At 71.7% G+C, this 21464-nt stretch carries 13 protein-coding genes and 3 pseudogenes; 5 read left to right on the top strand and 11 right to left on the bottom strand.

Going from position 1 to position 21464, the window contains the following annotated elements; genetic code table 11:
- Positions 1-65 precede the first annotated feature (65 nt).
- Entirely contained in the window at positions 66-1160 is a 1095-nt protein-coding gene (locus tag AB0M88_RS35815) for a hypothetical protein (RefSeq protein ID WP_364110253.1), read from the top strand.
- On the opposite strand, the gene AB0M88_RS35810 is transcribed toward AB0M88_RS35815, so the two are convergent.
- Positions 1081-2196: an MFS transporter gene (locus AB0M88_RS35810; RefSeq protein ID WP_364110252.1), complete on the bottom strand. Its 1116-nt coding sequence runs from the start codon at positions 2194-2196 to the stop codon at positions 1081-1083. The two genes, AB0M88_RS35815 and AB0M88_RS35810, sit on opposite strands and share 80 nt — an antisense overlap.
- A 188-nt stretch (positions 2197-2384) precedes the next feature.
- On the opposite strand from AB0M88_RS35810, the gene AB0M88_RS35805 reads away from it, so the two are divergent.
- Positions 2385-3686 (top strand): FAD-binding protein, encoded by a 1302-nt coding sequence (locus AB0M88_RS35805; RefSeq protein WP_364110251.1) that lies wholly within the window; start codon positions 2385-2387, stop codon positions 3684-3686.
- Here AB0M88_RS35805 and AB0M88_RS35800 read toward each other — a convergent pair.
- Positions 3656-4510, bottom strand: coding sequence for an SDR family oxidoreductase (locus AB0M88_RS35800; protein ID WP_364110250.1), 855 nt, complete (start codon positions 4508-4510; stop codon positions 3656-3658). The two genes, AB0M88_RS35805 and AB0M88_RS35800, sit on opposite strands and share 31 nt — an antisense overlap.
- Before the next feature lie 53 nt (positions 4511-4563).
- Between AB0M88_RS35800 and AB0M88_RS35795 the strand changes: the two genes are divergently transcribed.
- Together AB0M88_RS35795 and rox are read left to right on the top strand one after the other, a co-directional pair.
- Positions 4564-5097 (top strand): TetR family transcriptional regulator, encoded by a 534-nt coding sequence (locus AB0M88_RS35795; RefSeq protein ID WP_364110249.1) that lies wholly within the window; start codon positions 4564-4566, stop codon positions 5095-5097.
- Between the two features lie 153 nt (positions 5098-5250).
- The gene (gene rox, locus AB0M88_RS35790) at positions 5251-6708 is read left to right on the top strand and encodes a rifampin monooxygenase (RefSeq protein WP_364110248.1); all 1458 of its coding nucleotides are present in this window, start codon (positions 5251-5253) and stop codon (positions 6706-6708) included.
- Here rox and AB0M88_RS35785 read toward each other — a convergent pair.
- The 3 genes and pseudogenes from AB0M88_RS35785 to AB0M88_RS35775 all read right to left on the bottom strand — a co-directional run bounded on the left by AB0M88_RS35785 (position 6684) and on the right by AB0M88_RS35775 (position 8476).
- Positions 6684-7676 (bottom strand): molybdopterin-dependent oxidoreductase, encoded by a 993-nt coding sequence (locus tag AB0M88_RS35785; protein ID WP_364110247.1) that lies wholly within the window; start codon positions 7674-7676, stop codon positions 6684-6686. The two genes, rox and AB0M88_RS35785, sit on opposite strands and share 25 nt — an antisense overlap.
- A 10-nt stretch (positions 7677-7686) precedes the next feature.
- A pseudogene (locus tag AB0M88_RS35780) lies at positions 7687-7890 on the bottom strand (hypothetical protein); the annotation flags it as partial.
- A gap of 40 nt (positions 7891-7930) precedes the next feature.
- A complete protein-coding gene (locus AB0M88_RS35775; RefSeq protein ID WP_364110246.1) occupies positions 7931-8476 on the bottom strand; it encodes a dihydrofolate reductase family protein in 546 nt (181 codons plus the stop codon).
- 514 nt (positions 8477-8990) lie between these two features.
- Between AB0M88_RS35775 and AB0M88_RS35770 the strand changes: the two genes are divergently transcribed.
- Complete coding sequence (locus AB0M88_RS35770) at positions 8991-9623, top strand: CPCC family cysteine-rich protein (protein ID WP_364110245.1); 633 nt, start codon at positions 8991-8993, stop codon at positions 9621-9623.
- A 39-nt stretch (positions 9624-9662) separates the two neighbouring features.
- Here the strand turns inward: AB0M88_RS35770 and AB0M88_RS35765 are convergent, their stop codons facing one another.
- The 6 genes and pseudogenes from AB0M88_RS35765 to AB0M88_RS35740 form a co-directional block, all read right to left on the bottom strand.
- The gene (locus AB0M88_RS35765; RefSeq protein ID WP_364110262.1) at positions 9663-12122 is read right to left on the bottom strand and encodes a DNA topoisomerase (ATP-hydrolyzing); all 2460 of its coding nucleotides are present in this window, start codon (positions 12120-12122) and stop codon (positions 9663-9665) included.
- Positions 12123-12311: 189 nt separating this feature from the next.
- Positions 12312-12956 (bottom strand): annotated as a pseudogene (locus AB0M88_RS35760) (LAGLIDADG family homing endonuclease); the annotation flags it as partial.
- Between the two features lie 171 nt (positions 12957-13127).
- Positions 13128-13388: pseudogene (locus AB0M88_RS35755) on the bottom strand (DNA gyrase subunit A); the annotation flags it as partial.
- Between the two features lie 14 nt (positions 13389-13402).
- Entirely contained in the window at positions 13403-15454 is a 2052-nt protein-coding gene (locus AB0M88_RS35750; RefSeq protein WP_364110244.1) for a DNA topoisomerase IV subunit B, read from the bottom strand.
- A 143-nt stretch (positions 15455-15597) separates the two neighbouring features.
- Positions 15598-20721, bottom strand: coding sequence for a diguanylate cyclase (locus AB0M88_RS35745; RefSeq protein WP_364110243.1), 5124 nt, complete (start codon positions 20719-20721; stop codon positions 15598-15600).
- Positions 20722-20767: 46 nt separating this feature from the next.
- Positions 20768-21412, bottom strand: coding sequence for an adenylate/guanylate cyclase domain-containing protein (locus AB0M88_RS35740; RefSeq protein ID WP_364110242.1), 645 nt, complete (start codon positions 21410-21412; stop codon positions 20768-20770).
- Between the last annotated feature and the right edge of the window lie 52 nt (positions 21413-21464).

Genomic DNA, 21464 nt, shown 5'->3' with positions numbered 1-21464 from the left:
CCCACCGAGGTCTTATCCCAGGGTCGGCCTCGACGCACGTCCGCGCGCGCGTCGACGCCATCATCGTGCCGAGCGCACGCCGGGCGGCCGCTCTGACCGAGGCCGGCCGGCTGGCCGAGCAACTCGGCTGCGCCGTGCTGGTCCTGTGCAGTAAGCATTCCGACGCGGCGAAGGCGGCCGCACGGCTGTCGCTGCGACCGGGATTCGACATCATCGCGGTCGACTTCCCGGACACCCGGATCGCCCGGCTTCCCGCTCTGGAGACGTCGACGATCCTCGGCGAGTCGAAGCTGAAACGGCGAACCGACACCAGCGCCAAACGCAATCTCGGGCTGGTGCTCGCCCGTGTGCTCGGCTGGAAGCGCGTGGTGTTCCTCGACGATGACATCGAAGTGCCCGACGCCACCGACCTGGAACGCGCGGTGGCTCTCCTGGACTCCCGCGACGGGGTCGGTCTGCACATCACCGGGTTCCCGGACAACTCGGTGGTGTGCCACGCCAACCGGGAGACCGGCGCCGCGCAGGACACCTTCATCGGCGGCGGTGCCCTGGCCGTCCCGGCCGACCGCATCGACTCGTTCTTCCCCGAGATCTACAACGAAGACTGGTTCTTCCTGCTCGGCAAGACGATGCTTCGCCCGGTGGGCCAGGTCGGGGTGGCGCGCCAACAGCCGTACGACCCCTATGCCAGCCCGGACCGGGCCCGCCGGGAGGAGTTCGGTGACGTCCTGGCCGAAGGTCTTTTCGCCTTGTTCGACGAGGGCGGCAAAATCGGCGACGCCGATGTGGGGTACTGGACCAGATTCCTCGCCGCCCGGCTGGCCCTGATCACCGAGATCAAGGGCCGGGTGCGCGAGAAGGCGCCGGCCGGCAAGGCCGCGCCGATGCTCGAGTCGCTGACCGCATCGAGCGGACGCCTGCTGATCATCGAACCCGAACAGTGCTTCGCCTACATCCAGGCCTGGCAGCGCGACCGGGAACGCTGGCGCGCCTACATGGCCGGCCTGAGCCCGATCCGGGCGACGGCGTACGGGAAGTCGGCGATCGAGGTCGCAGCGGACCGGTTCGGCTTCGAGCCGATCACTCGGCCGGCTCTCGACTCGCCCCGGTCAGCACCGGCGCGAGCAGTGCGACAAGGAGTGCGAGCGGCAGTAGGCTGAGGATCGCGACGCCGAGGCCGACGGTGTGGGCCAGCCAGCCGACCGCCAACGGCCCGACGATGCTCGCGCTGTAGCCGACCGCCGTCATGAAGGCGACGGCGGACGGGGTGGCGATGTTGCCGGTCGCGCTCAGCGCGGCCGGGAAGCCCCAGCAGATGCCGACCCCCCAGCACAGCGCGCCGACGAAGATCCAGCCGCTCGTCCGGGCCAGAACGACCAGCCCGATGCCGGCTCCGGCCAGGATGCTGCCGCCCCGGACGACCCCCGCCACCCCGACCGACCGATGTGGTCGTTCGGCCGCCAGCCGGCCGGCCGCCATGGCGCTGAGGAACAACGCGTAGCCCAGAGTCGCGCCGGTATGCGACAGCCGGCGCTCCTGGTTCAGATAGACCGCGAGCCAGTCGCCGGCCGCTCCCTCCACGGTCGCACCGCTGAACATCAGCACCCCGATCGCGACCAACCGCCGGACCGGCCGCCGCGCCGGTGAGCGCGCGGCGTCCGGCTGCGGCGCCTCGTCCGCGACGAGCGAGCGGGCGCAGACCAGGAAGGACGCCGCGCTGATCACGGCGACCGCGGTCAGGTGCCCGAGCAACGGCACGGAGAAGCGCGTGGCCACCACGCCCAACCCGGCGCCGACCATGCTCCCGATGCTCCACCAGCCGTGGAAGCGGCTCATGAGATGCCGGCCGAGACCGGCCTCGACGGCATAACCCTGCACGTTCATGCCGGCATCCCAGACCCCGCTGCCCACGCCCATGACGAGAAGGGACAGCGCCAGATGCGGCAGGGAGCGGCTGAGGGCGATGGCCACCAGGGAGGCGGCGCCGACAACCAGCCCGACGGCGAGGACCCGCCGGCTGCCGTACCGTTCGCAGACCGAACCGGTCGAGAGCATTGCGGCGAGAGTGCCCACACCGAGCAGAAGCAGGGCGATGCCGAGGCCGACGAAACCGGTGTGGGTCCGTTCGAGGATCGTGGGCAGCCGGGACAGCCAGGACGCCTGCGTGGCGCCGCTGAGCGCGAAGATGAGACTCACACTTCGAGCAGCCCGCACGCGTCACCCCCGCCGATCACTGTAGCGAGGTATCACCCTTCGTCGATCACTCGATAGCCCGCTGTGGTCGGCCGGTCAGCAGGGTTGTCAGACCGGCTGGTTGAATCGTCCCCACCCCCAGCGAGGGCGGGGCCGGGGCACATCCTCGCTTCGCTCGGGACGGAGCAGAGATGGTTCTCGCGCGCTTCGCCGCGGTGCGGCCTTTCGGCGTACGCCCGTGTGCCGCGACCGACGACGTCGCGGAAGCGCTCGCCGCGGCCCGCGGGGCCGCCCGGCCGGTGGCGGTACGCAGCGGCGGGCACTGTTTCGCCGGGCGGTCCACCACGACCGGCATCGTGATCGACGTGAGCCCGATGTCGGGAGTCGAGGTCGACGGCGACCGGGCGGTGATCGGCGCGGGGACGCGGCTGGCCGAGGTCTATGCCCGGCTGGCCGCGCGCGGGCGCACGATCGCGGCCGGGTGCGGGCCGACCGTCGGCATCTCGGGGCTGGCGCTGGGCGGCGGGCTGGGCATTCTCGGGCGGCGCTACGGGCTGACCTGCGACCAACTGCTGGCGGCCACCGTCGTGCTGGGCGACGGCCGCGTCGTCGAGGCCGGCGACGATCTGCTGTGGATGCTGCGCGGCGGCGGGGCGCCCGGAGTCGTCACGTCGCTGACCTTCCGGACGCTGCCGGCGCCCGATTCGACGGCCTTCCGCCTGGCTTTCCCGGCCGCGGCGGCCGCCGACGTGCTCGACGCCTGGCAGACGTGCCTGCCCGATCTGGACGACGCCGTGGCGCCGAGCCTGGTCATCACCGCCCCGGCCGATCCGGCCGATCGGGCGGATCCCGCCGATCTGGCCGATCCCGCCGATCTGGCCGATCCCGCCGCCGATCTGGCCGATCCCGCCGCCGATCTGGCCGATCCCGGCGCCGATCTGGCCGTGAGCGTCTTCGGTGCCGCGCCGGGCCCGGCGGCGGTCGACGATCTCATCGGCCGGCTCGGCGTGCGCCCGCTCTCCGACCGTCGTCAGCACGGGGCCCACCACCAGACCAAGCAGTGGCTCTCCGCTGGCGCCGACACGCCCGACCCGCGCTGGGCCTACCTCCACTCGGAATACTTCCGCGACCCCGTTCCGGCCGGGCGCCTGATCGCCCGCCTGCTCGCCGACCGCCGACCGGGCGAGGAGCGCGAGCTCGATTTCTCCCCGTGGGGCGGCGCCTACAACCGGGTCGCGACCGGCGCGACGGCCTTCCCGCACCGCGATGCCCGGTTCCTGCTCAAGCAGACGGCCACCGTCGCGGCCGGCGACCGGCCCGGGCCGTGGCTGGACGACTCGTACGCTCTGGCCCACCCGTACGGCACGGGCGGCGCCTACCCCAACTTCCCCGACCCGACGCTGCCGGGCGAGGAGGCCTACTACCTGGGCAACACCGAGCGGCGGGCACAGCTGTGGGCGCTCTACGACCCCGGTTCTATCTTCGCGAAATAGCGGCCCCAGTGCGGCCGGGCCCCGTCGACGTCGTCGAAGCGGTACTCCTCGGCCAGGTCCCACGACGTGAGCACCTGCCCGGCCCGGCCCGCCACCGCCGGATCCGCGGCCAGCGCGGCGACCGCCCGCCCGACGAACCGGGGTGTCTCCGAGGCCAGGAAGTGGGGGTCGCGCGCGCCGCCGTCCCGCCAGTTGGCCTCGGTCACGCCGAAGTGGTCGAGCATCGCCTCCGAACGCAGGAACCCGGGCGTGACCGCGAGCGCCGTCACCCCGTACGGCCGCAGCTCGGCCGCCTCGGCGAGCGCAAGCCGGTTCACCGCGTTCTTGACCAGGTCGTAGGCGAGGTTGCCGCGGTAGTCCGCGCCCACCCCGTCGGTGATCTCGATGATCAGCCCATGGCCCTGCCCGATCATGAGCGGGGCCACCGCCCGGCTGGTGATCACGTGGGTGAGGACGGCCCGGTCCCACAGGGCGCGCAGCCTGGCCAGGTCGAGTTCCCAGAACGGGGTGCCCCAGTCGGTCAGCGGATCACCGCCCCACACGTCGTTGACCAGCAGATCGAGGCGCTCGATGGGCTCGACCAGGGCGGCCACGTCCGCGGGGTCGCTGTGATCGCAGCGGACCGCGATCCCCCGGCCACCGGCCGCGGTGACCAGGTCGGCGGTCTCCTCGATGGTTTCCGGCCGGTCCATGTCGGAGCGGACGGCCCGGGTGCTGCGGCCGGTCACGTAGACGACCGCGCCGGCCGCGCCGAGCTCGACCGCGATCCCCCGGCCGGCGCCGCGGGTCGCACCGGCGACCAGGGCGGTGAGAGGTGTACTCATCGAGTTAGTGAACCACGGTTTACAAATGAGCGCGACGCGGTATCGTCCCCGGCATGGCACGCCCGCGGACGGTCACCGACGAGGCGATCCTGGCCGCCGCCGCCCGGGCGGTCGCGGCCACCGGGCCGGCCGACGTGACCCTCGCCCACGTCGGCGCCGGGGCCGGGCTGACGGCGGCGGCGCTGCTGCGGCGGTTCGGCTCCAAGCGCGGCCTGCTGCTGGCCCTGGCCCGGCACGGCGCCACGACGCTGCCCGCCCACCTGGGCGCGGCACACGACGTCGACGACCTCGTCGAACGCCTCGCCGGGATGGCCGCGGGCATGCGGGACCCGGTCGAGTTCGCCAACCACCTGGCGTTCCTGCTGCTCGACGTGTCGGATCCGGAGTTCCGGGCGATCAGCCGGGACTACACGGCCGCGGTCGAGGCGGCGATCGGGCGGGTGGCCGGGGCGTCGAACGCCCGGGCGGTGCACGCCGCGTACAACGGCGCGCTGCTGACCTGGGGGATGGCGGGCGGGGACGGCGATCCGGCCGAGGACGTACGCGACCAGCTCCGGCGCGTGCTGGGAAAGGGCTGGACGAGATGATGCCCCGCTTGTACCTTGCAGCTGATCGCGACGCCGACCGAGGAGGTGAGACCCATGAACGCTGTAACGATATGGGTGCTCCCCCTCCCGTCACGATCGGGCGACTGATCCAGCTGTCGCCGGGAGCGCCAAGGCACTCCCGAGAGGCAACACATGTTCGACGTAATCATTGCCGGGTGCGGCCCGACCGGCGCGATGCTGGCCGCCGAGTTGCGGCTGCACGATGTGCGGGTGCTCGTTCTGGAAAAGGAAACCGAGCCCGAATCGTCCGTCCGCATTGTCAGTCTGCATATTCGCAGCCTTGAGCTGATGGCGATGCGCGGGCTGCTGGAGCGCCTCCGCGAACGCGGACGGCAGCGCCCGGCCGGCGCCTACTTCGCCGGCATCGACAAACCCGCGCCCGCGGGCCTGGATTCGGCGTACGCCTATCTGCTCGGCATCCCGCAGCCGGTCGTCGTCCGCTTGCTCGAAGAACACGCGGTCGACCTGGGCGCAGAGGTGCGGCGCGGTTGCGCGGTGGCCGGTTTCGAGCAGGACGACGACGGTGTGACCGTCGAACTGGCGGGCGGGGAACAGTTGCGTGCGCGCTATCTCGTCGGCTGCGACGGCGCCCGCAGCACGGTGCGCAAACTGCTCGGCGTCGGCTTCCCCGGCGAGCCCTCGCGGAACGACACGCTGATGGGTGAAATGGAAGCGGGGGTGCCGCCGGAGGAGATCGCCGCCCGGGTGGCCGAAATCCGCGAGACCGACAAGCGATTCATCGTCGGGCCCGCCGGCGCCGGCGTCTATCGCGTCGTGATCCCCGCCGCGGGAGTCAGCGATCGGGCCGAACCGCCGACCCTCGCGGATTTCCAACAACAGTTGCGCGCCCTCGCCGGAACCGACTTCGGCGTGCACTCCCCGCGCTGGCTCTCCCGCTTCGGTGACGCCACCCGGCTGGCCGAACGCTATCGGGTCGGACGGGTGCTGCTGGCCGGCGACGCGGCACACATCCATCCGCCCACCGGCGGTCAAGGCCTCAACCTGGGCGTTCAGGACGCGTTCAACCTCGGCTGGAAACTGGCCGCCCAGATCCGCGGGTGGGCGCCGGACACACTGCTCGACACCTACCACGCCGAGCGTCATCCGGTCGCCGCGGACGTGCTGGACAACACGCGCGCCCAGATGGAACTGTCGTCCGCCGAACCGGGCCCGCAGGCCGTGCGCAGGCTGCTCACCCGGCTGATGGACTTCGACGAGGTGAACCGTTATCTGCTCGAGAAGATCACCGCGATCGGCGTCCGCTACGACTTCGGCGATGGTCCCGACCTGGTCGGCCGCCGCCTGCGCGACCTCGAGGTGAAACAGGGCCACCTCTACGATCTGCTGCATCGCGGCCACGGCCTGCTGCTGGACCGCACCGAACGCCTGACCGTAGGCGGCTGGTCGGACCGGGTCGACTACCTCCCGGATCCGACCGCGACGCTCGACGTTCCGGGCGTCCTGCTACGCCCCGACGGCCACGTCGCCTGGATCGGCGACGATCAGCGGGACCTGGACGCCCACCTGGCCCGCTGGTTCGGCCGACCGCTTCGTCAACCCCTTCGTCAACTGAGCGGGAAGAACGACTGAGCCCAGGGCGGCCGGTCGGAGGGCTGGATCGAGGTCACCCACTTGACCCACCAGAAGCCGCGCCGGCCGGGCGCGACGATGCGGGCGGGGAAGCCATGGCCGTACGAAAGAGGGAAACCACCCACGTGGGTGACCAGCCAGACGTTGTCGAGGGTTTCGGCGCCGAACCAGCGGGCGAAGCCCGTCGCCGACCGGACCTCGACGCTGCGCCCCGGGGTGACCCCGGCGGCGGTGAGCAGAACGCTCAGACGGACGCCCTGCCACCGCTGGCTGCTGTACCACCCGCTGGTGCAGTCGAGGACCGCCTCGAAGGTCTCCCGCGGCAAAGCAAGGACGGCGTCCAGGTCAAGCTGCGCTTTCCCCGCCCTCAGCCGGTACGCGGCGGGATCGAGCTCCGGAATCCCGTCGTTGATCCACGCGGTGACCTCGAGCTCGGCCTTCGGCACCGAGCCGGTGAAGCGCCGGTTGGCGGCGGCCCACGTGTCCCAGGCCGCGGTCGCGACGGCCGCGGCCCCGCCGAGCACGGCCAGCCGGAGCAGGGCGCGGCGGTCGGCGTCCTGGCGGCGGGGACGCACCGCGTGCAGCAGGAAGTGGGCGACCAGCACGGTCACCGCCCCGACGGCCGACCCGACGTGGATCTGCATGAGGGTGAGCGGCCCGACGAACTCGACCCGGCCGGTCGAGTGGAGCAGACCGCTGCCGGCGGTGACCAGCACGAAGAAGGCCAGCGCGAGCGACAGCCCCTTGGTCGGCCAGGGTCGCCGCTTCTTGCGCAGGCCGCCCCGGGCGACAACGAACTTCCACGGCGTGAGCAGCAGAATCGCCAGCGCCGCCCCGGCGTGGATCTGAATCAGATCGAGCGGCCAGTCGACCCCGATGGTGTTCGCCGTGATGCCGGTGAGCACCCCGGCGAGCAGCAGCAGCCCGAGCACGAGGTCGACCCGCCGCCCACCCTGCCGCAACCGCATGGCCGAAACGCTAGCGCGACGCGCGCCCGTGGCCGCCGAGATGATCGGCCAGAGTCGCTGGGGATTCGGTCGTCGTTGCCGAAATCGGCAGCCGGCCACCTTTCCCACGGCGCGAGAATGACGTCCGGGCGGGCCGGCCGACCGTGTGGGTCAGCACGTGCCGCGGCGTCGCCGTGGCCTTGCCGTGCTCACCGAACTCGGGCCAGAAGTCGCTGACCGGGGTGTCGCTGAAGCTGGTGCGATATCCCCGGTTGTCATTCGCCGAGGGTGCTACGGACCGGCCGGTAGCGCAGGTCGACGGTGCGGGTAGGTGTGTCGCCGTCGCGCCGGAGGTCGAGTGGCTGGCCGCCGAGTGCGTCGTAGAGCCGGATGCCGTCGCCGAGCAGGACCGGGGCGATGTGGACGTCGATCTCGTCGATCAGGCTCAGGCGCAGCAGCTGCGCGCAGATGGTGGGTGAGAACACCTCGACGTTCTTGCCCTGGGCCGCGTCGAGCGCGATCCGCAGTGCCTCGTCGACCGGGCAGGACAGGAACGTGACGTGCTCGGCCGGGCGGGCGTCGTCGGGGTGGTGGGTGAGCACGAAGATCGGCCCCTGCCACGCCCCGCCGTACGGCCGGGAGTCACCGATGGCGCTGTCGAAACCGCTGCGCCCGGCGAGGACCGCCCCGGTGCTCTCGATGTATTCACGGTGCAGGCCGTCCCGGACCGTCGTTTTCGCCAGGAAGCTCATGTCGTGGCCCGGTCCGGCGACGAACCCGTCCAACGACATCGCGAAATGCATCAGCACCTTGCCTGGCATGGTCACTCCCTACGGTCCTGGCTAGTGATTGCAATCTGCCACTGGTTCCGAACGCCGCCGTCGAGGTGCTCGGCGCATCGTGGGTGATGCTAGTGCTGCGCGACGGCGGTCCCGAGCTGATGGCCGCGATGATGGACGAGCTCCGGGAGCTGCACATCTGCATCCCGCGGCAGAACCTCTGCGCGGATTCCTGTTCTGGTACGGCGCCGCACTCGGCCGCCGCCCGGGAAGCCGCCGCTCTGCTGGCCGCCGACTTCAACCCCCCACCCGGCCCGGACGACGTCACGCTCTATTCGTGGCCCCGCCCCGGCGCCTGCGTCGACGCCCTGCCCGCCACGGTCGAACTGCTGCGCTTCGCCGGCGTCCCGACCTGGCCCGCGCGCATGCCCGCAACACCTACCGGCTCTGCGGCCGCCCGGACGGTGCGCTGCTGCAATGCGCCGACCGGAACGGTGCGTTCTCGCAGAACGGCGCTTCGCGGACCAGCGTCTGGTCGCGGGGCCACGCCTGGGGCATGCTCGGCCTCGTCCAGGCCGGTCAGACCGACCTGGCGACAGCGGCCGCCGACTGCGTCGCCTACTGGGACTTCTCCTCCACCGAGGTACGTGACACGTCGGCCACGGCGATCGCGGCCGCGGCCATGGCCCGGCTGGGAGGGCGATATCGCGAGGCCGCCCGCACGACCGTCGACGCCCTCATGACCGCGCGCCGCAACGCCGACGGCGCGCTCGTGGACAGCTGCACCCGCTCGAACTCGACTGAAGCGCCGCCCCGGCCGCAGAATGGTGCCGTGCCAGAGCATCCGGTGTTGCGCGGGCCCGATGACGACCCGTCGATGTCCGATGAGGAACTCCTCCACCGGCGGACGGCGTGGTTCAACGCCTACACCTCGCTGAAGAACGTGGTGGCTCCGCCGCGGGATGTGCCCTACACCTGCCCGTGCTGCGGCCACGCGACGTTGCCCGAGCGAGGCGTCTATGACATCTGCGGCGAATGCGGGTGGGAGGACGACGGTCAGGACAACCACGACAGTCACCTCGTCCGAGGCGGCCCGAACGGCCGGGAGAGCCTGGACCAGGCACGGGCCAAATCGGCGCGGCAGGGCGTAACGCTGCAACCGCACGTGCCGCCTTCCGAACCGATTTGACACACTGCGCGGCCCGGCGGAAGCGGGCCGCGCGGAGCGTCAGCCGCGTTCGATCAGGTGGCCGATGATCTGGGGGGCCATCAGGACCGCCGTGCCGGAGCCGTCGCGGCGGGCGTCGGGCTCGGGGAGCTCGACCGCGTCGCCGGTGGTGGTGGCGCCGACCGGGCGGGGGCCGACCCAGGCCAGGGTCAGCCGGGACTCGCCCTTGAGGAAGCGCTGCACCCGGACGCCGCCGGTGGCCCGGCCCTTCGCCGGGTAGGAGGCGAACGGGGTCAGCTTGACCTGGGTGCCGGTCGAGGTGACGACCATGGGCTCGCCGTGGGTGTCGTCGGCCGTGTTGATCACGTTGAACGAGAGGACCTCGGCGTCGGCGGTCAGGTTGATGCCGGCCATGCCGCCACCCTTCAGGCCCTGCGGGCGGACCAGCTTGGCCGGGAAGCGGAGCATCGACGCGTCGGACGTGACGAAGGCGACGGACTCGGCGGCCTCGCCGGTCAGCCAGGTCGCCTGGAGGACCTCGTCGCCCTCCTTGAGCGTGATGACCTCGAACTCGTCGGAGCGGACCGGCCACTCGGGCGCGCACACCTTGACCACGCCGAACTTGGTGCCCATCGCGAGACCGGGCGTGTCGCCGGCCGTCAGCGGGGCCAGGCCGATCACCTTCTCCCCCGGCTCGAGCGGCACCAGTTCGGAGGCGGACATGCCGCCGCGGATCGACACCGTGCCGATCTGCTCGGGCAGGACGGGCAGCGGCAGCACGTCGGTCTTGAACGCGCGGCCCCGGCTGGTGACGAGCAGGATCCGCCCGCGGGCCGTGGAGTGGATCACCGCGCGTACGGCGTCGTGCTTGACCCGCCCGGAGCGCCGCCGGGCCTCGGTGGCCTCCTCGCTCTCGGCCGCGGTCCGGGCGATGAGCCCGGTCGCCGAGAGAATGACCTGGCACGGGTCGTCGGCCACCTCGAGCGGGCCGGCCGGCGCGGACGCGGCCAGCACCTCCTTGAGGTCGCCGTCGATCAGCGTCGTGCGGCGCGGCGCCGCGAAGTCACCGGTGACCGCGGCCAGTTCGTCGGAGACGACCTGCTTCAAAACGTCTTCATTGTCCAAGATGCGGGAAAGGGCAGCGATCTCCTCGCGCAGATTCGACTGCTCGGTTTCCAGCTCGATGCGGTCGAAGCGGGTCAGCCGGCGCAGCGGGGTGTCGAGGATGTAGTTGGCCTGGATCTCGGACAGCGAGAACTCGGCCATCAACGACGTGCGGGCGGCCGCCGCGTCGTCGCTGCCCCGGATGATCGCCACCACCCGGTCGATGTCGATCAGGGCGATGAGCAGGCCGTCGACCAGGTGCAGACGGTCCTGCCGCTTGGTGCGGCGATATTGCGTCCGCCGGGTGACCACGTCGTAGCGGTGCTCGACGAACACCTCGAGCAGCGCCTTGAGCCCGAGCGTCTGCGGCTGCCCGTCGACCAGCACCAGGTTGTTGATGCCGAACGAGCTCTCGAGCGGGGTCAGGCGGTAGAGGTCGGCGAGCAGCGCCTGCGGGTTGACACCGACCTTGCACTCGATGACCAGCCGGGTGCCGTGTTCGCGGTCGGTCAGGTCCTTGACGTCGGCGATGCCCACCAGGCGGGCCGCCTGCCGCTGGCCGCGCTTCGGGCCGGTGGTGATCAGCTTGCCCTTCACCTCGTCGGTGATGGCCTCGATGATCTTCTCGGTGCCGACGCCGTACGGAAGCTCGGTGACCGTGATCGCCTGCCGCCCGCGGCCGCCCTCCAGGAGACCGGTCTGCGCCCGGGCGCGCATGCGCACGACGCCGCGGCCGGTCTCGTAGGCCCGCCGCACCTCGTCGAGCCCGAGCAGCTGGCCGCCGGTCGGCAGGTCGGGGCCGGGCACGAAACGCATCAGCTCGTCGAGGTCGGCCTCGGGATGGGTGATCAGGTGCTGCGCGGCCGCGACGACCTCGCCGAGGTTGTGCGGGATCATGTTGGTCGCCATGCCGACCGCGATGCCGGACGTGCCGTTGACCAGCAGGTTGGGGAAGGCGGCCGGCAGCACGCGCGGCTCGAGGTCGGACCCGTCGTAGGTCGGCTTGAAGTCGACCGTGCCCTCGCCCAGCTCGCTGACCAGCAGCATTGCCTCATTGGACATGCGTGCTTCGGTGTATCTGGAGGCGGCCGGGCCATCGTCCGGGCTTCCGAAGTTTCCATGCCCGTCAATGAGTGGCGCATTCAGGGAGAAGTCCTGAGCGAGCCGCACCATGGCGTCGTAGATCGCCACATCGCCATGGGGATGATATTTACCCATGCAGTTGTGGACGACGCTGCCCTCGGCGACGAAAGCGTGGTCGTCGGTGCCGATCTGAATGTCGTAGGTGGTGTCGTCCGGAAGCTCCTCCACCGACTCGACCCCGAGGAACGAGAACCCGGAAAGCGCCGCCAGACGCGGGGCGAGCGGCGAGCCGATCCGGCCGAGCTCCTCGACCCATCCCTCGCGCTCGGCCATCGTCAGAGGGAAGCCTCGCTCCGCGAGCGACCCGCCGCTGAACGCCTCGAACAGGGCCTTTCCGGGAAGCCGGTCGCTGCCCTGCTTCTTTCCATACCGGTTCGTGACATCGAGCATCGAGCGGAGCCCGTCCTGCTTGATTCCGATCTTGACGAACGGCAGCATGGCCGCGGCCAACGCTCGCGCGTCCTCACCGGAAAAGGACAGCCCGGACAGCGGCTTGTGATCCGAGCCGCGGCCACCGGTCGAGTAGTGCCCGGTGATGCCCAGGTCGGCCAGGATCGCGTAGATCTGGGCGAGCAGCCTCCGGCTGGTGCCGGCCAGGACGATTTCCCGCCGGGTCTTGCGGACGTACCCGTCGCCGTCGAAGAAACCGGCCAGGAAAGGCAGCCACGCACCGCGGTCGGCCAGCACGTCAGCGGGAACGCTCTTCTGATCGCTGAGCGGCGACCCGGCCTCGAGAAGCCCCTCGTGCCTCGCGAAGGTCAGAATGTGCTGATCGCGGTGGGTCGGCTTCGCCCGCTCCCGCTTGCCCCGCGAGGCATTCACGCCGGTCTCGATGGCCCAGCCGTGGGCGTAGTCCAGCGGCTCGACGTCGTACATGTGGATGCGGACCCGCCCGTCCGCGGCCCGCGACCGATCGACGGCGAAACCCTGGGCCACGATCAGGCCGCGGACGTAGGCGTAGGCGTTGTCGGCACCCGGACGGGCGGTGACCGGCCGGCCGGGGCTCGCCGTGACGACCGACCGGCCCGGGAGATCCTTCGCGTCGACCCACTCGGTGAGGTAGTCGTCGGTGAGGACCCGGAATCGCTGGCCCGGCGTCACGGTCATCGTGTGCCCGTTGGTCCACGTGACCTTGATGAGCGACGAGGTGGGATTTTCGTAGACGCCCTCCACCGGGACGACACGGCCCTCCGGATCGTGGACGAGGTCACCGACCTCGAAGCTCTCGATCGGCCGAAGGCCCTCCGGGGTGGAGACGAGAGTTCCGCGCACGAAGCAGTCGCCGACCACGCGGGCCGACTTGACGTACGGCCGGTCGGGGCGGTGACCCTGCTCGTACATCGACCAGAGGATGCGGCGGTGGACCGGCTTGAGGCCGTCGCGGGCGTCGGGCAGGGCCCGGGAGTGGATGACCGAGTACGCGTACTCCAGGTAGGAGTCTTCCACCTCGGTGGTCAGCGGGTTGTCGATGACCCGGGCGCCGGCCTGGTCGAAGGCGGACAGGTCGACGCGCTGGGATTCGTTCTTGCGGCGTGCCATGGAAACAGGACCTCTCAGGCGTCGATCGTCTCTTGGTCGATGCGGCCGGACGACTCGATCAACCAGTTCTTCCGCGGTTCGACCCGCTCACCCATCAGCAGTTCGAGGGTCGCCTCGGCGCGCTCCACGTCGTCGAGCGTGATGCGCCGGACGGTGCGGGTGGCCGGGTTCATCGTGGTGTCCCACAGCTCGTCGGCGTCCATCTCGCCGAGGCCCTTGAACCGGGGCACCGGCCGCTGCACGCTCTTGCCGGTGCGCTCGATGCGGGCGACCGTCGACTCCATCTCCTGCTGGGTGTAGGTGAAGACGGTTTCGCCGTTGCGGCCCTTGGTGACCACCTTGTGCAGCGGCGGCATCGCGGCGAACAACCGGCCGTCCTCAATCACCGGCCGCATGTACTTCGCGAACAGCGTGATCAGCAGGGTGCGGATGTGGGAGCCGTCGACGTCGGCGTCCGCCATGATCATGACGCGGCCGTAGCGCATCGACGACATGTCGAACGTGCGGCCCGAGCCGGCCCCCAGCACCTGCACGATCGCCGAGCACTCGGCGTTGTCGAGCACCTGCTGCAGCGACGCCTTCTGCACGTTGAGGATCTTGCCCCGGATCGGCAGCAGCGCCTGGTATTCCGAGCTGCGGGCCATCCGGGCGGTGCCGAGCGCGCTGTCGCCCTCGACGATGTAGAGCTCGCTGCGGGCGATGCCGGTGGCCCGGCAGTCGACCAGCTTGGGCGGCATCGACGCGCCCTCGAGCGCGGTCTTGCGACGGGCCGCGTCCTTCTGCTGCTTCTGAGTGAGGCGCACGCGGGCGGCGTCGACGATCTTCTGCAGGATCGTGCGGGCCTCGGCCTTGGTCTTGCGGCCGTCGACGTACTCCTTGAGGTGGGCCTCGATCAGGTTCTGCACCACGCGGGTGACGCCGGCCGTAGACAGTTCGTCCTTGGTCTGCGAGGTGAACTGCGGCTCGGGCACCCGCACGTGGATGACCGCGGTCATGCCCTCGAGGAAGTCGTCGAGAACCGGCACGTCTTCCTTGGGCTTGAGCAGGCCGCGCGTGTTGCGGATCGCGTCGGCCAGGGCCCGCACCAGCGCGCGCTCGAAGCCCTTGCGGTGGGTGCCGCCGTGCGTGTTGCGGATCGTGTTGGTGAAGCACTCGACGGTGCGCTCGTAGCCGGTGCCCCAGCGGAACGCGACCTCGATCTCGGCCCGGCGCTCGACGTTGGACTGCATCACACCGTTGGCGTCGGCGGCGTTTTCCTTGTAGGTGCCCTCGCCGGTGACCAGCAGGATGCCCGACACCGGCTTGTCACCCGACGGGGTGAGGAACTCGACCATGTCGGAGAGGCCGTGCGGGAAGTGGAAGGTCTCGGTGACCGGTTCCTCGGCCGTCTCGTCGCGCAGCGTGTAGGCGACGCCGGGCACCAGGAAGGCCGTGTTGCGCAGTTTGGCGCGCACCGTCTCGACGTCGAGCTGGGCGGTGCCCTCGAAGTAGCGAGCGTCGTACCAGTAACGGATCGAGGTGCCGGTGGACTCACCCTTCTTCATCCGCCGGACGACCCGCAGGCCCGACACCGGTTCGAAAGGGGCGTCGGGACCGTCGGCCGAGAAGACTCCCGGCACGCCGCGCTGGAAAGACAGCGCGTGCACCTTGCCGTCGCGCTTGACGGTCACGTCGAAGCGCAGCGACAGCGCGTTGACCGCCGACGCGCCCACACCGTGCAGACCACCGGACGCCTTGTAACCCGAGCCGCCGAACTTGCCGCCGGCGTGCAACCGGGTCAGCACCAGCTCGACGCCGTTGAGCCCCGACTTCGAGTTGACATCGGTCGGGATGCCTCGGCCGTCGTCGTCGACCTGCACCGACCCGTCGGCGTGGAGGATCACCGAGACCGCCGTCGCGTGCCCGCCGACGCCCTCATCGGTCGAGTTGTCGATGATCTCGTTGGCCAGGTGGTTGACGCCCCGGCTGTCGGTCGAGCCGATGTACATGCCGGGGCGCTTGCGGACGGCGTCAAGCCCTTCCAGGTGCGTGAGGTCGTCAGCCCCGTACAGGATTTCCGCGGTCACAGGGTCGCACTCCCGAGTCAGCCATGGTGGTCAAGTCGCGGCGAGCCTACCGGCCCGGTCCGACAACTCCGGTGAGCCGAGCCGTGCGCGGCGATCCACTCCACCGGACAAACCACGCAAAAGTTACGGCTGGCCGATGAACTTTAAACCAGGTGAGCCACGACACGGTTCCGGCCGCCCTGCTTGGCGGCGTAGAGACCGGCGTCGGCCCGCCCCAGAAGGGTATCCGGCGTCTCGTCCGGCCCGCGGCGCACGGCCACCCCGACGCTGATGGTCACGGTCACCGGGCCGACCCGGGTGCCGATCGGCTGGTCGGCCACGGCCGCCCGCAGAGCCTCGCCTACGGCGTCGGCCGATGCGGAGACTCCGGGCAACAGCAGGGCGAATTCCTCGCCGCCATAGCGGCCCACGATCCCGGACGTACGCGCCACCAGCCGCGCCACCACGCCGGTGATCACGTCGTCGCCCACCTGGTGACCGTACGAGTCATTGATCTTCTTGAAGTGATCGATATCGATCATGAGCGCGGCGAGGGGCTGCGCCGACTCGAACGCCGAGCGGGCGAGCTCGAAGAACCGGCGCCGGTTGGCCACCCCGGTCAGGCTGTCGGTCGTCGCCATCTCGTTGACCTGGCTGAACAGCCGCGCGTTCTCGTAGGCGACCATCGCCTGGGAGGCGAGCGCGGCCACCACGCCGAGGTCGGCGTCGGTCCACGCGCCGGCGGCCGTCGCGGCGAGCACCAGCACGCCGGCCGGCCCGTCCCGGGTCTCCAGCGGCATGACCAGCCAGCTCTCGGCCGCACCGGAAGAGGCCGGGTGAAGCAGGCGGGTCCACGGTCCGCCCCCGAGCCGCGGCGAGCGCACGCCGAGCAACGAGGCGAGAGCCGGCTGCATCGGCAGGACCGATCCGTCCAACAGGGAAACCGACGAATCGCCCGGCGCGCCGAGCAGCACCCAGCCGTGGTCGGCGCCCGGCGACTCCAGCGAGGTGGAGAGCAGCTCGCGCAGCACGGTCGACGGGTCGAGGACCTTGCTGAACCGGGCCATCGCCGCCCGCAGCGTCTCGGCCAGGTCGCGCTGCCGGTTGGCGGTCGCCACCGCCACCTCGAGCTGGGCCGCCCGGGCGGTCTCCAGCGCCACCGCGATGTGGTGGGTCACCGCGGCCAGCAGGTCGACGTCGTCGACCGTGAACACGCCCGCGGCCACCCGGCTGTCCAGATAGACCACTCCGAGCAGCCGCTCGTCGAGCAGCAGCGGCGCGGCCAGGATGCTGCGCAGCCCGAAGGTGACCACGCTGCGGGCGCCCATCGCCTCGCCCTCGTCGGTGCCGGTGACGACCAGCGGCTTGCGCGACGCGCGCACCCGGTGCACGACGGTCGCGCTGTAGCCGGACAACTCGCCAAGGTCGGATCCGCCCGCGTCGCGACCTGCGTACGGGGCCAGCGTCTCGGTGGCCGGGTCGACCAGGAACAGCACCGCGCGTTCGGCCCCGAGCAGCCGGATCGTCTCGTCGAGCGCGATCCGGGTCAGCTTGACCGGGTCGAGGATCCGCGACGCGGCCAGGGTGACCTGCTCGAGCGCGGCCGAGCGCCGGTCGCGTCCCCGCGCCGCGGCCGCCTGCTGAGGCATGGCACCGGCGCTGTCCAGGGCGAACTCGGCCACGACCCGGCGCGCGCGGGGAAGCCAGCCGTGCTCCTGGGCGATGGTCAGGGCGAGCCGGGCCTGCCGCCCGGCCTCGCCGGGGACACCCAGTTCGGTCAGGCACCGGGCGGTGAGCAGCGCTTTCTCGTACGCGGGAGCCGGCGCGTCCAGTTCGCGGAGCACCTTGTCGGCCGCGGCCAGCTTCTCCAGCGCTTCCTCGGGCGCCCCGTCGACGTACGTCAGGAAAGCGGAAGCGATAGCGGAATGCCCTCGCAGAATGGTCCGCTTCGCGAGCTTGCGAAGCGTGGCGATCGCCCGCCGCGCGGCGAGAATCTCGGTGACCCGCTCGTCCCCGGTGGCCCGGCGGGCCCGTTCGAGGCGGCCGTAGGCGAGCCAGACGAAGTACGCCCCGTGGGTCGGCAGCAGGTCGAACCAGCGCAGCCCGAGCCCGTCGAAGCTCGCCGCCAGCTGCTCGAACGTGGCCCCGAGGTCATCCCGCTCGTACGCGCCCTGCATGCGCGCGACCAGCAGGTCCATCCGCTCGTGCACCGGTGAGTTCTCGTCGTCGCCGAACCGCTCGACCAGCGACGCCGCGTCCCCGGCCCGGCCCTCGAGGGCGAGCAGGAACGCGTCGACCGCCACCACCGAGCTGCGGTTGTCGTGCCCGCCCCGCTCCAGGAAGTGCCGCCGGCGGCCGGCCAGCCGTTCGGCCGCGCCGGTGTCGCCGCGCAGCACCTGGTCCCACATGACCGTCGCGTACGCGTCGAGCGCCAGCCCGGTGTCGATCAGGTCCCGCCGCTCGGCCAGCAACTCGGCCAGCTGCCGGCCGTCGTCGGTGCCGGCGGCGTGCTTGCCCACCCCGTCGATCCAGTCGATCCAGGTCAGCGTGCTCTGGTCGCCGAGCGCCGTCGCCTCGGCGACCGCGCCGCGCACCATCCGGTCGGCCAGAGCGTGCAGCCCGACCGCGCGCAGCGGCACCGCCACCGAGGCCAGGCTGCGCACCCGCTGCGGGTTGGGCCCGAGCCGGTTGACCGGCCACGCCTGCAGCACCGCGAACAGCAGCGAGTAGACCGGCCGCAGCGTGCGGACCGCGCCCGAGCCGGCGTAGTAATACAGTGCGCTCTGGGTCTGGAGCACGTCGCGGGTGTGGTTCTCGGCCGTGCCCCGGCCGAGCCCGGTGGCCCGCACGGCCAGGCCGGCGGCGCCGATCGCCATGGTCTTGACCAGCCGGCGGGTCCGGCCGGCGGGCAGTGGGCGGCCCAGCGCGGCCAGCCCTCGCACGGCGGTGTCATAGAGGTCCTGGCCGAGGCCGGCGCTCTCCTGCACCTCGGCGATCAGGCGATAGACGTACGCCCGCGGATAGTGGCCGACCGTACGCTCGAGCGCCCGGTGCAGCGCGTCGAGCGCGTCATCGAACCGGCCGCCGCGGTGGTAGGCGACGCCGAGCAGCCGGTCGAAGCCGGGGTCGAGTGGGAGGGCGTATCCGGCCGCCACCTCCCGGGCCTTCTCCAGATAGGCGAGCGCGGTCTGCGGGGCGTACTCGGCGAGCGCCCGCTGCCCGGCGGCGCGCGCCGCCCGCACGAGCCGGGCCGGGTCGTGTCCCGGCTCGCCGGCCAGACAGTGCTCGACCAGGGCATATTCGTCGACCGCCTCGGTGCATCCGTCCATCAGCCCGGCGATCAGGTCGTGCGTGCGGCGGAGCTCGGCGGCGGGCAGCGTGGCCAGAAACGACTCGCGCATGCTGTCGTGGCGGAAGACGTACCGGTCGTCGCCGGCCGCCTCGACCAGCCCGATCCGGGCCGCCTCGGCCAGCACGTCGAGCACCTTGCGCCCGGGCGTGCCGGACGCGCTCACGATCAGCCGGGCCGGGAACTTCGCGCCGGCGATCGCGGCGGTCCGCAGCACGTGCTGGGCCTCCGGGTCGAGCCGGGCGGCCCGGCGCAGCATCAGCTCGGCGGCGTCCTCGGGCAGGGCGAGCTCGCGCAGGCCGGCCTCGTCGGTGCGCCAGGTGCCCCAGAACGGCCGGAGCAGGCCGTTGTCGAACATCGCCCAGGCGTACTCGATCACGGTGAACGGGTTGCCGCCGCTGAGCATCGCGACGCGGGCCGCGGTGGTGGTGTCGAACCGCATGCCGCGGCCGATCGCGTGCAGCAGGTCGTCGACCGCGGTCGGGGGCAGCGGGCCGAGCTCGATCTCGGTGCCGACGTCGGCGACCGGGCCCGGTGCCGTGACCACGATCAGCAGCGGGATCCCGGCCAGGCCGGCGGCCAGGCGCGACAGCACCCGCTCGGTGGTCTCGTCGAAGAACTGCGCGTCGTCCAGGTGCAGCAGCACCGGACCGCCCCCGGCCAGGCCGGTCAGCAACCCGGCCACCGCGGCGGCGTACGACTCACGGTTTACGGCATCAGCCGCCTGCGGCGAGCCTTGAGCGCCGCCGATGGCCGGGGAGAGCTGCTGCAGCAGTCCGGCTCCGGTGCCGGCCGCTTCCCGTACGCGGGTGACGGCGGGCTCGCCGCCCCGCAGATAGTCCTCGATCGCGCCCCGGATGCCGGCGAGTGGACGATGGTCGCCGGCGATGGCCGCGCCCCGCAGCACGGTCCCGCCGGCCGCCTCGGCGTAGCCGGCCAGCTCGACCGCGAGCCGGGTCTTGCCGCTGCCGCTGTCGCCGCGCAGCACGACGAGGCCGCCGTCACCCGCGGCGGCCGAGTCCCAGCGGTTCCGCAGCCGGGCCAGCTCGTCGTCCCGGCCGGTCAGCGGGATCTCGGCCACGGTGGCCGGGCAGTCGTCGGCGCCGAGCTCGAAGTCGCGGTCGCCCCGGTCGAGCCGGTGCAGGTCGGTGAGCAGGCCGGGTGCGCTCTGGTAGCGGTCGTCGGGGTCCTTGGCCAGCAGCTTGCGGACGATCCCGGCGAACGTCGCGCTCAGCTCGGGGGCGGCCTCGCGCGGGTCGGGCACGGGCGCCACCGCGTGCAGGCGGAGCAGCTCGCCGACGTCGGCCGCGGCGTACGGCGGGCGCCCGGTGACACACTCGAAGAGCACGACGCCCAGGGCGTACAGGTCGGAGCGGGCGTCGACCGGCCGGTTGAGCATGCCGGTCTGCTCCGGCGGGCTGTAGATCATGGTGCCGGCGATGTTGTGTTCCGCCGCGGCCGGCTCGACGCCGACCAGACGGGTGGCCAGCCCGAAGTCGACCAGCCGGCCCCCGCCCGAGGGCGTGACCAGGATGTTCTCCGGCTTGACGTCGCGGTGCACGAGGTTGACCCGGTGCGCGGCGCCGAGCGCCGCGGCCAGGTCGGCGGCGAGCCGGCTCGCCGCCGCCTCGGCGAACCGGCCCGCGGCGATCCGGCTGTCCAGCCGATCGCCCGGGATGAAGTCCATGACCATGTACGGGCTGCCGTCGCCGGTCGTGGCGGACGCCAGCACCCGCGGCAGCCCCGGGTCGTCGGCGCAGGCCAGCAGCGCGGCCTGGCGGTGGAAGTCGCGGACCGCGTCGGTGTCGCGGGCCAGCGCCTTCGGACCCAGCACCTTCACCGCGTAGTCGGCGCCGCCCCGGCGGGCCCGGTAGACGACCGCCTGGTCACCCCGGCCGAGCTCGCCCAGCACGACGAGCCCGGCGTCTTCGCCGAGCACGAGTTCGCCGAGTTGGGGGGGTGCCGGGGGACGCGACCACGCAGCACTATTCGGCCCCCGCCCCGCAAAGTTGAAGTTTCATGCCGGCTCGGATTCCGGCCGGCCGGCCCTGGGGCTCGAGCGCCCGGAAGAGATCCAGCGGATAGGGCTTCCCGGCCACCCGCACCGGTGGCATCTCCTGATAGGCGATCAGGTCCTGGGTGACCTCGCGGGTCGCCGGGCAGACCACCACCGTGTCGTGCGGTGCGTACGCCTGGAGCCGGGACGCGGTGGCGACCACGCTCCCGCAGACCATCCCGTAGCCGTAGTCACGCGTGGCGGCCAGGTCGACGATCACGTCGCCGGTCGCCAGCCCGACCCGGGTCCGGACAGCGAACCTGCCGGCCAGGAGTTGCCCCCTCAACGCCTCCTGAACCGACAGGCCCACCCGTACCGCCGAGGCGGCCGCTTCCGGGCCGAAGCCGTCATCCGAGGTTCCGAAGACCGCCATCACCGCGTCACCCACGTATTTCTCGACGACTCCCCCGCCGTCGCGAATCACCCGCGAGACGATCGCGAAATAGTCACACTGCAACGCCCGGACTTCCCCGCAGTCGAGGTCGTCGACCAGCGAGGTGAAGCCCACGATGTCGATGAAGAGGACGGTCACCGTCTGGCGCCGCTCCTGGTCGGCCATGGCGATTGCGGTCATCTTGCACGCTCCCCCAGATCACTGCTTGCCAAGGGAAGACGGTGCCAGGCGC

Source organism: Actinoplanes sp. NPDC051411, assembly GCF_040682075.1.
Taxonomy (GTDB): Bacteria; Actinomycetota; Actinomycetes; order Mycobacteriales; family Micromonosporaceae; genus Actinoplanes.
The sequence above is the reverse complement of the archived record's forward strand: the minus strand, read 5'-3'. Positions and strand labels throughout refer to the sequence as shown.

Excerpts from the sequence above, each read along its gene's own strand:
- AB0M88_RS35805 (WP_364110251.1), top strand. The coding sequence starts at position 2,385 with ATGGTTCTCGCGCGCTTCGCCGCGGTGCGGCCTTTCGGCGTACGCCCG.
- AB0M88_RS35800 (WP_364110250.1), bottom strand. The coding sequence starts at position 4,510 with ATGAGTACACCTCTCACCGCCCTGGTCGCCGGTGCGACCCGCGGCGCC.
- AB0M88_RS35795 (WP_364110249.1), top strand. The coding sequence starts at position 4,564 with ATGGCACGCCCGCGGACGGTCACCGACGAGGCGATCCTGGCCGCCGCC.
- rox (WP_364110248.1), top strand. The coding sequence starts at position 5,251 with ATGTTCGACGTAATCATTGCCGGGTGCGGCCCGACCGGCGCGATGCTG.
- AB0M88_RS35785 (WP_364110247.1), bottom strand. The coding sequence starts at position 7,676 with ATGCGGTTGCGGCAGGGTGGGCGGCGGGTCGACCTCGTGCTCGGGCTG.
- AB0M88_RS35775 (WP_364110246.1), bottom strand. The coding sequence starts at position 8,476 with ATGCCAGGCAAGGTGCTGATGCATTTCGCGATGTCGTTGGACGGGTTC.
- AB0M88_RS35770 (WP_364110245.1), top strand. The coding sequence starts at position 8,991 with ATGCTCGGCCTCGTCCAGGCCGGTCAGACCGACCTGGCGACAGCGGCC.
- AB0M88_RS35765 (WP_364110262.1), bottom strand. The coding sequence starts at position 12,122 with ATGGCCGAGCGCGAGGGATGGGTCGAGGAGCTCGGCCGGATCGGCTCG.
- AB0M88_RS35740 (WP_364110242.1), bottom strand. The coding sequence starts at position 21,412 with ATGACCGCAATCGCCATGGCCGACCAGGAGCGGCGCCAGACGGTGACC.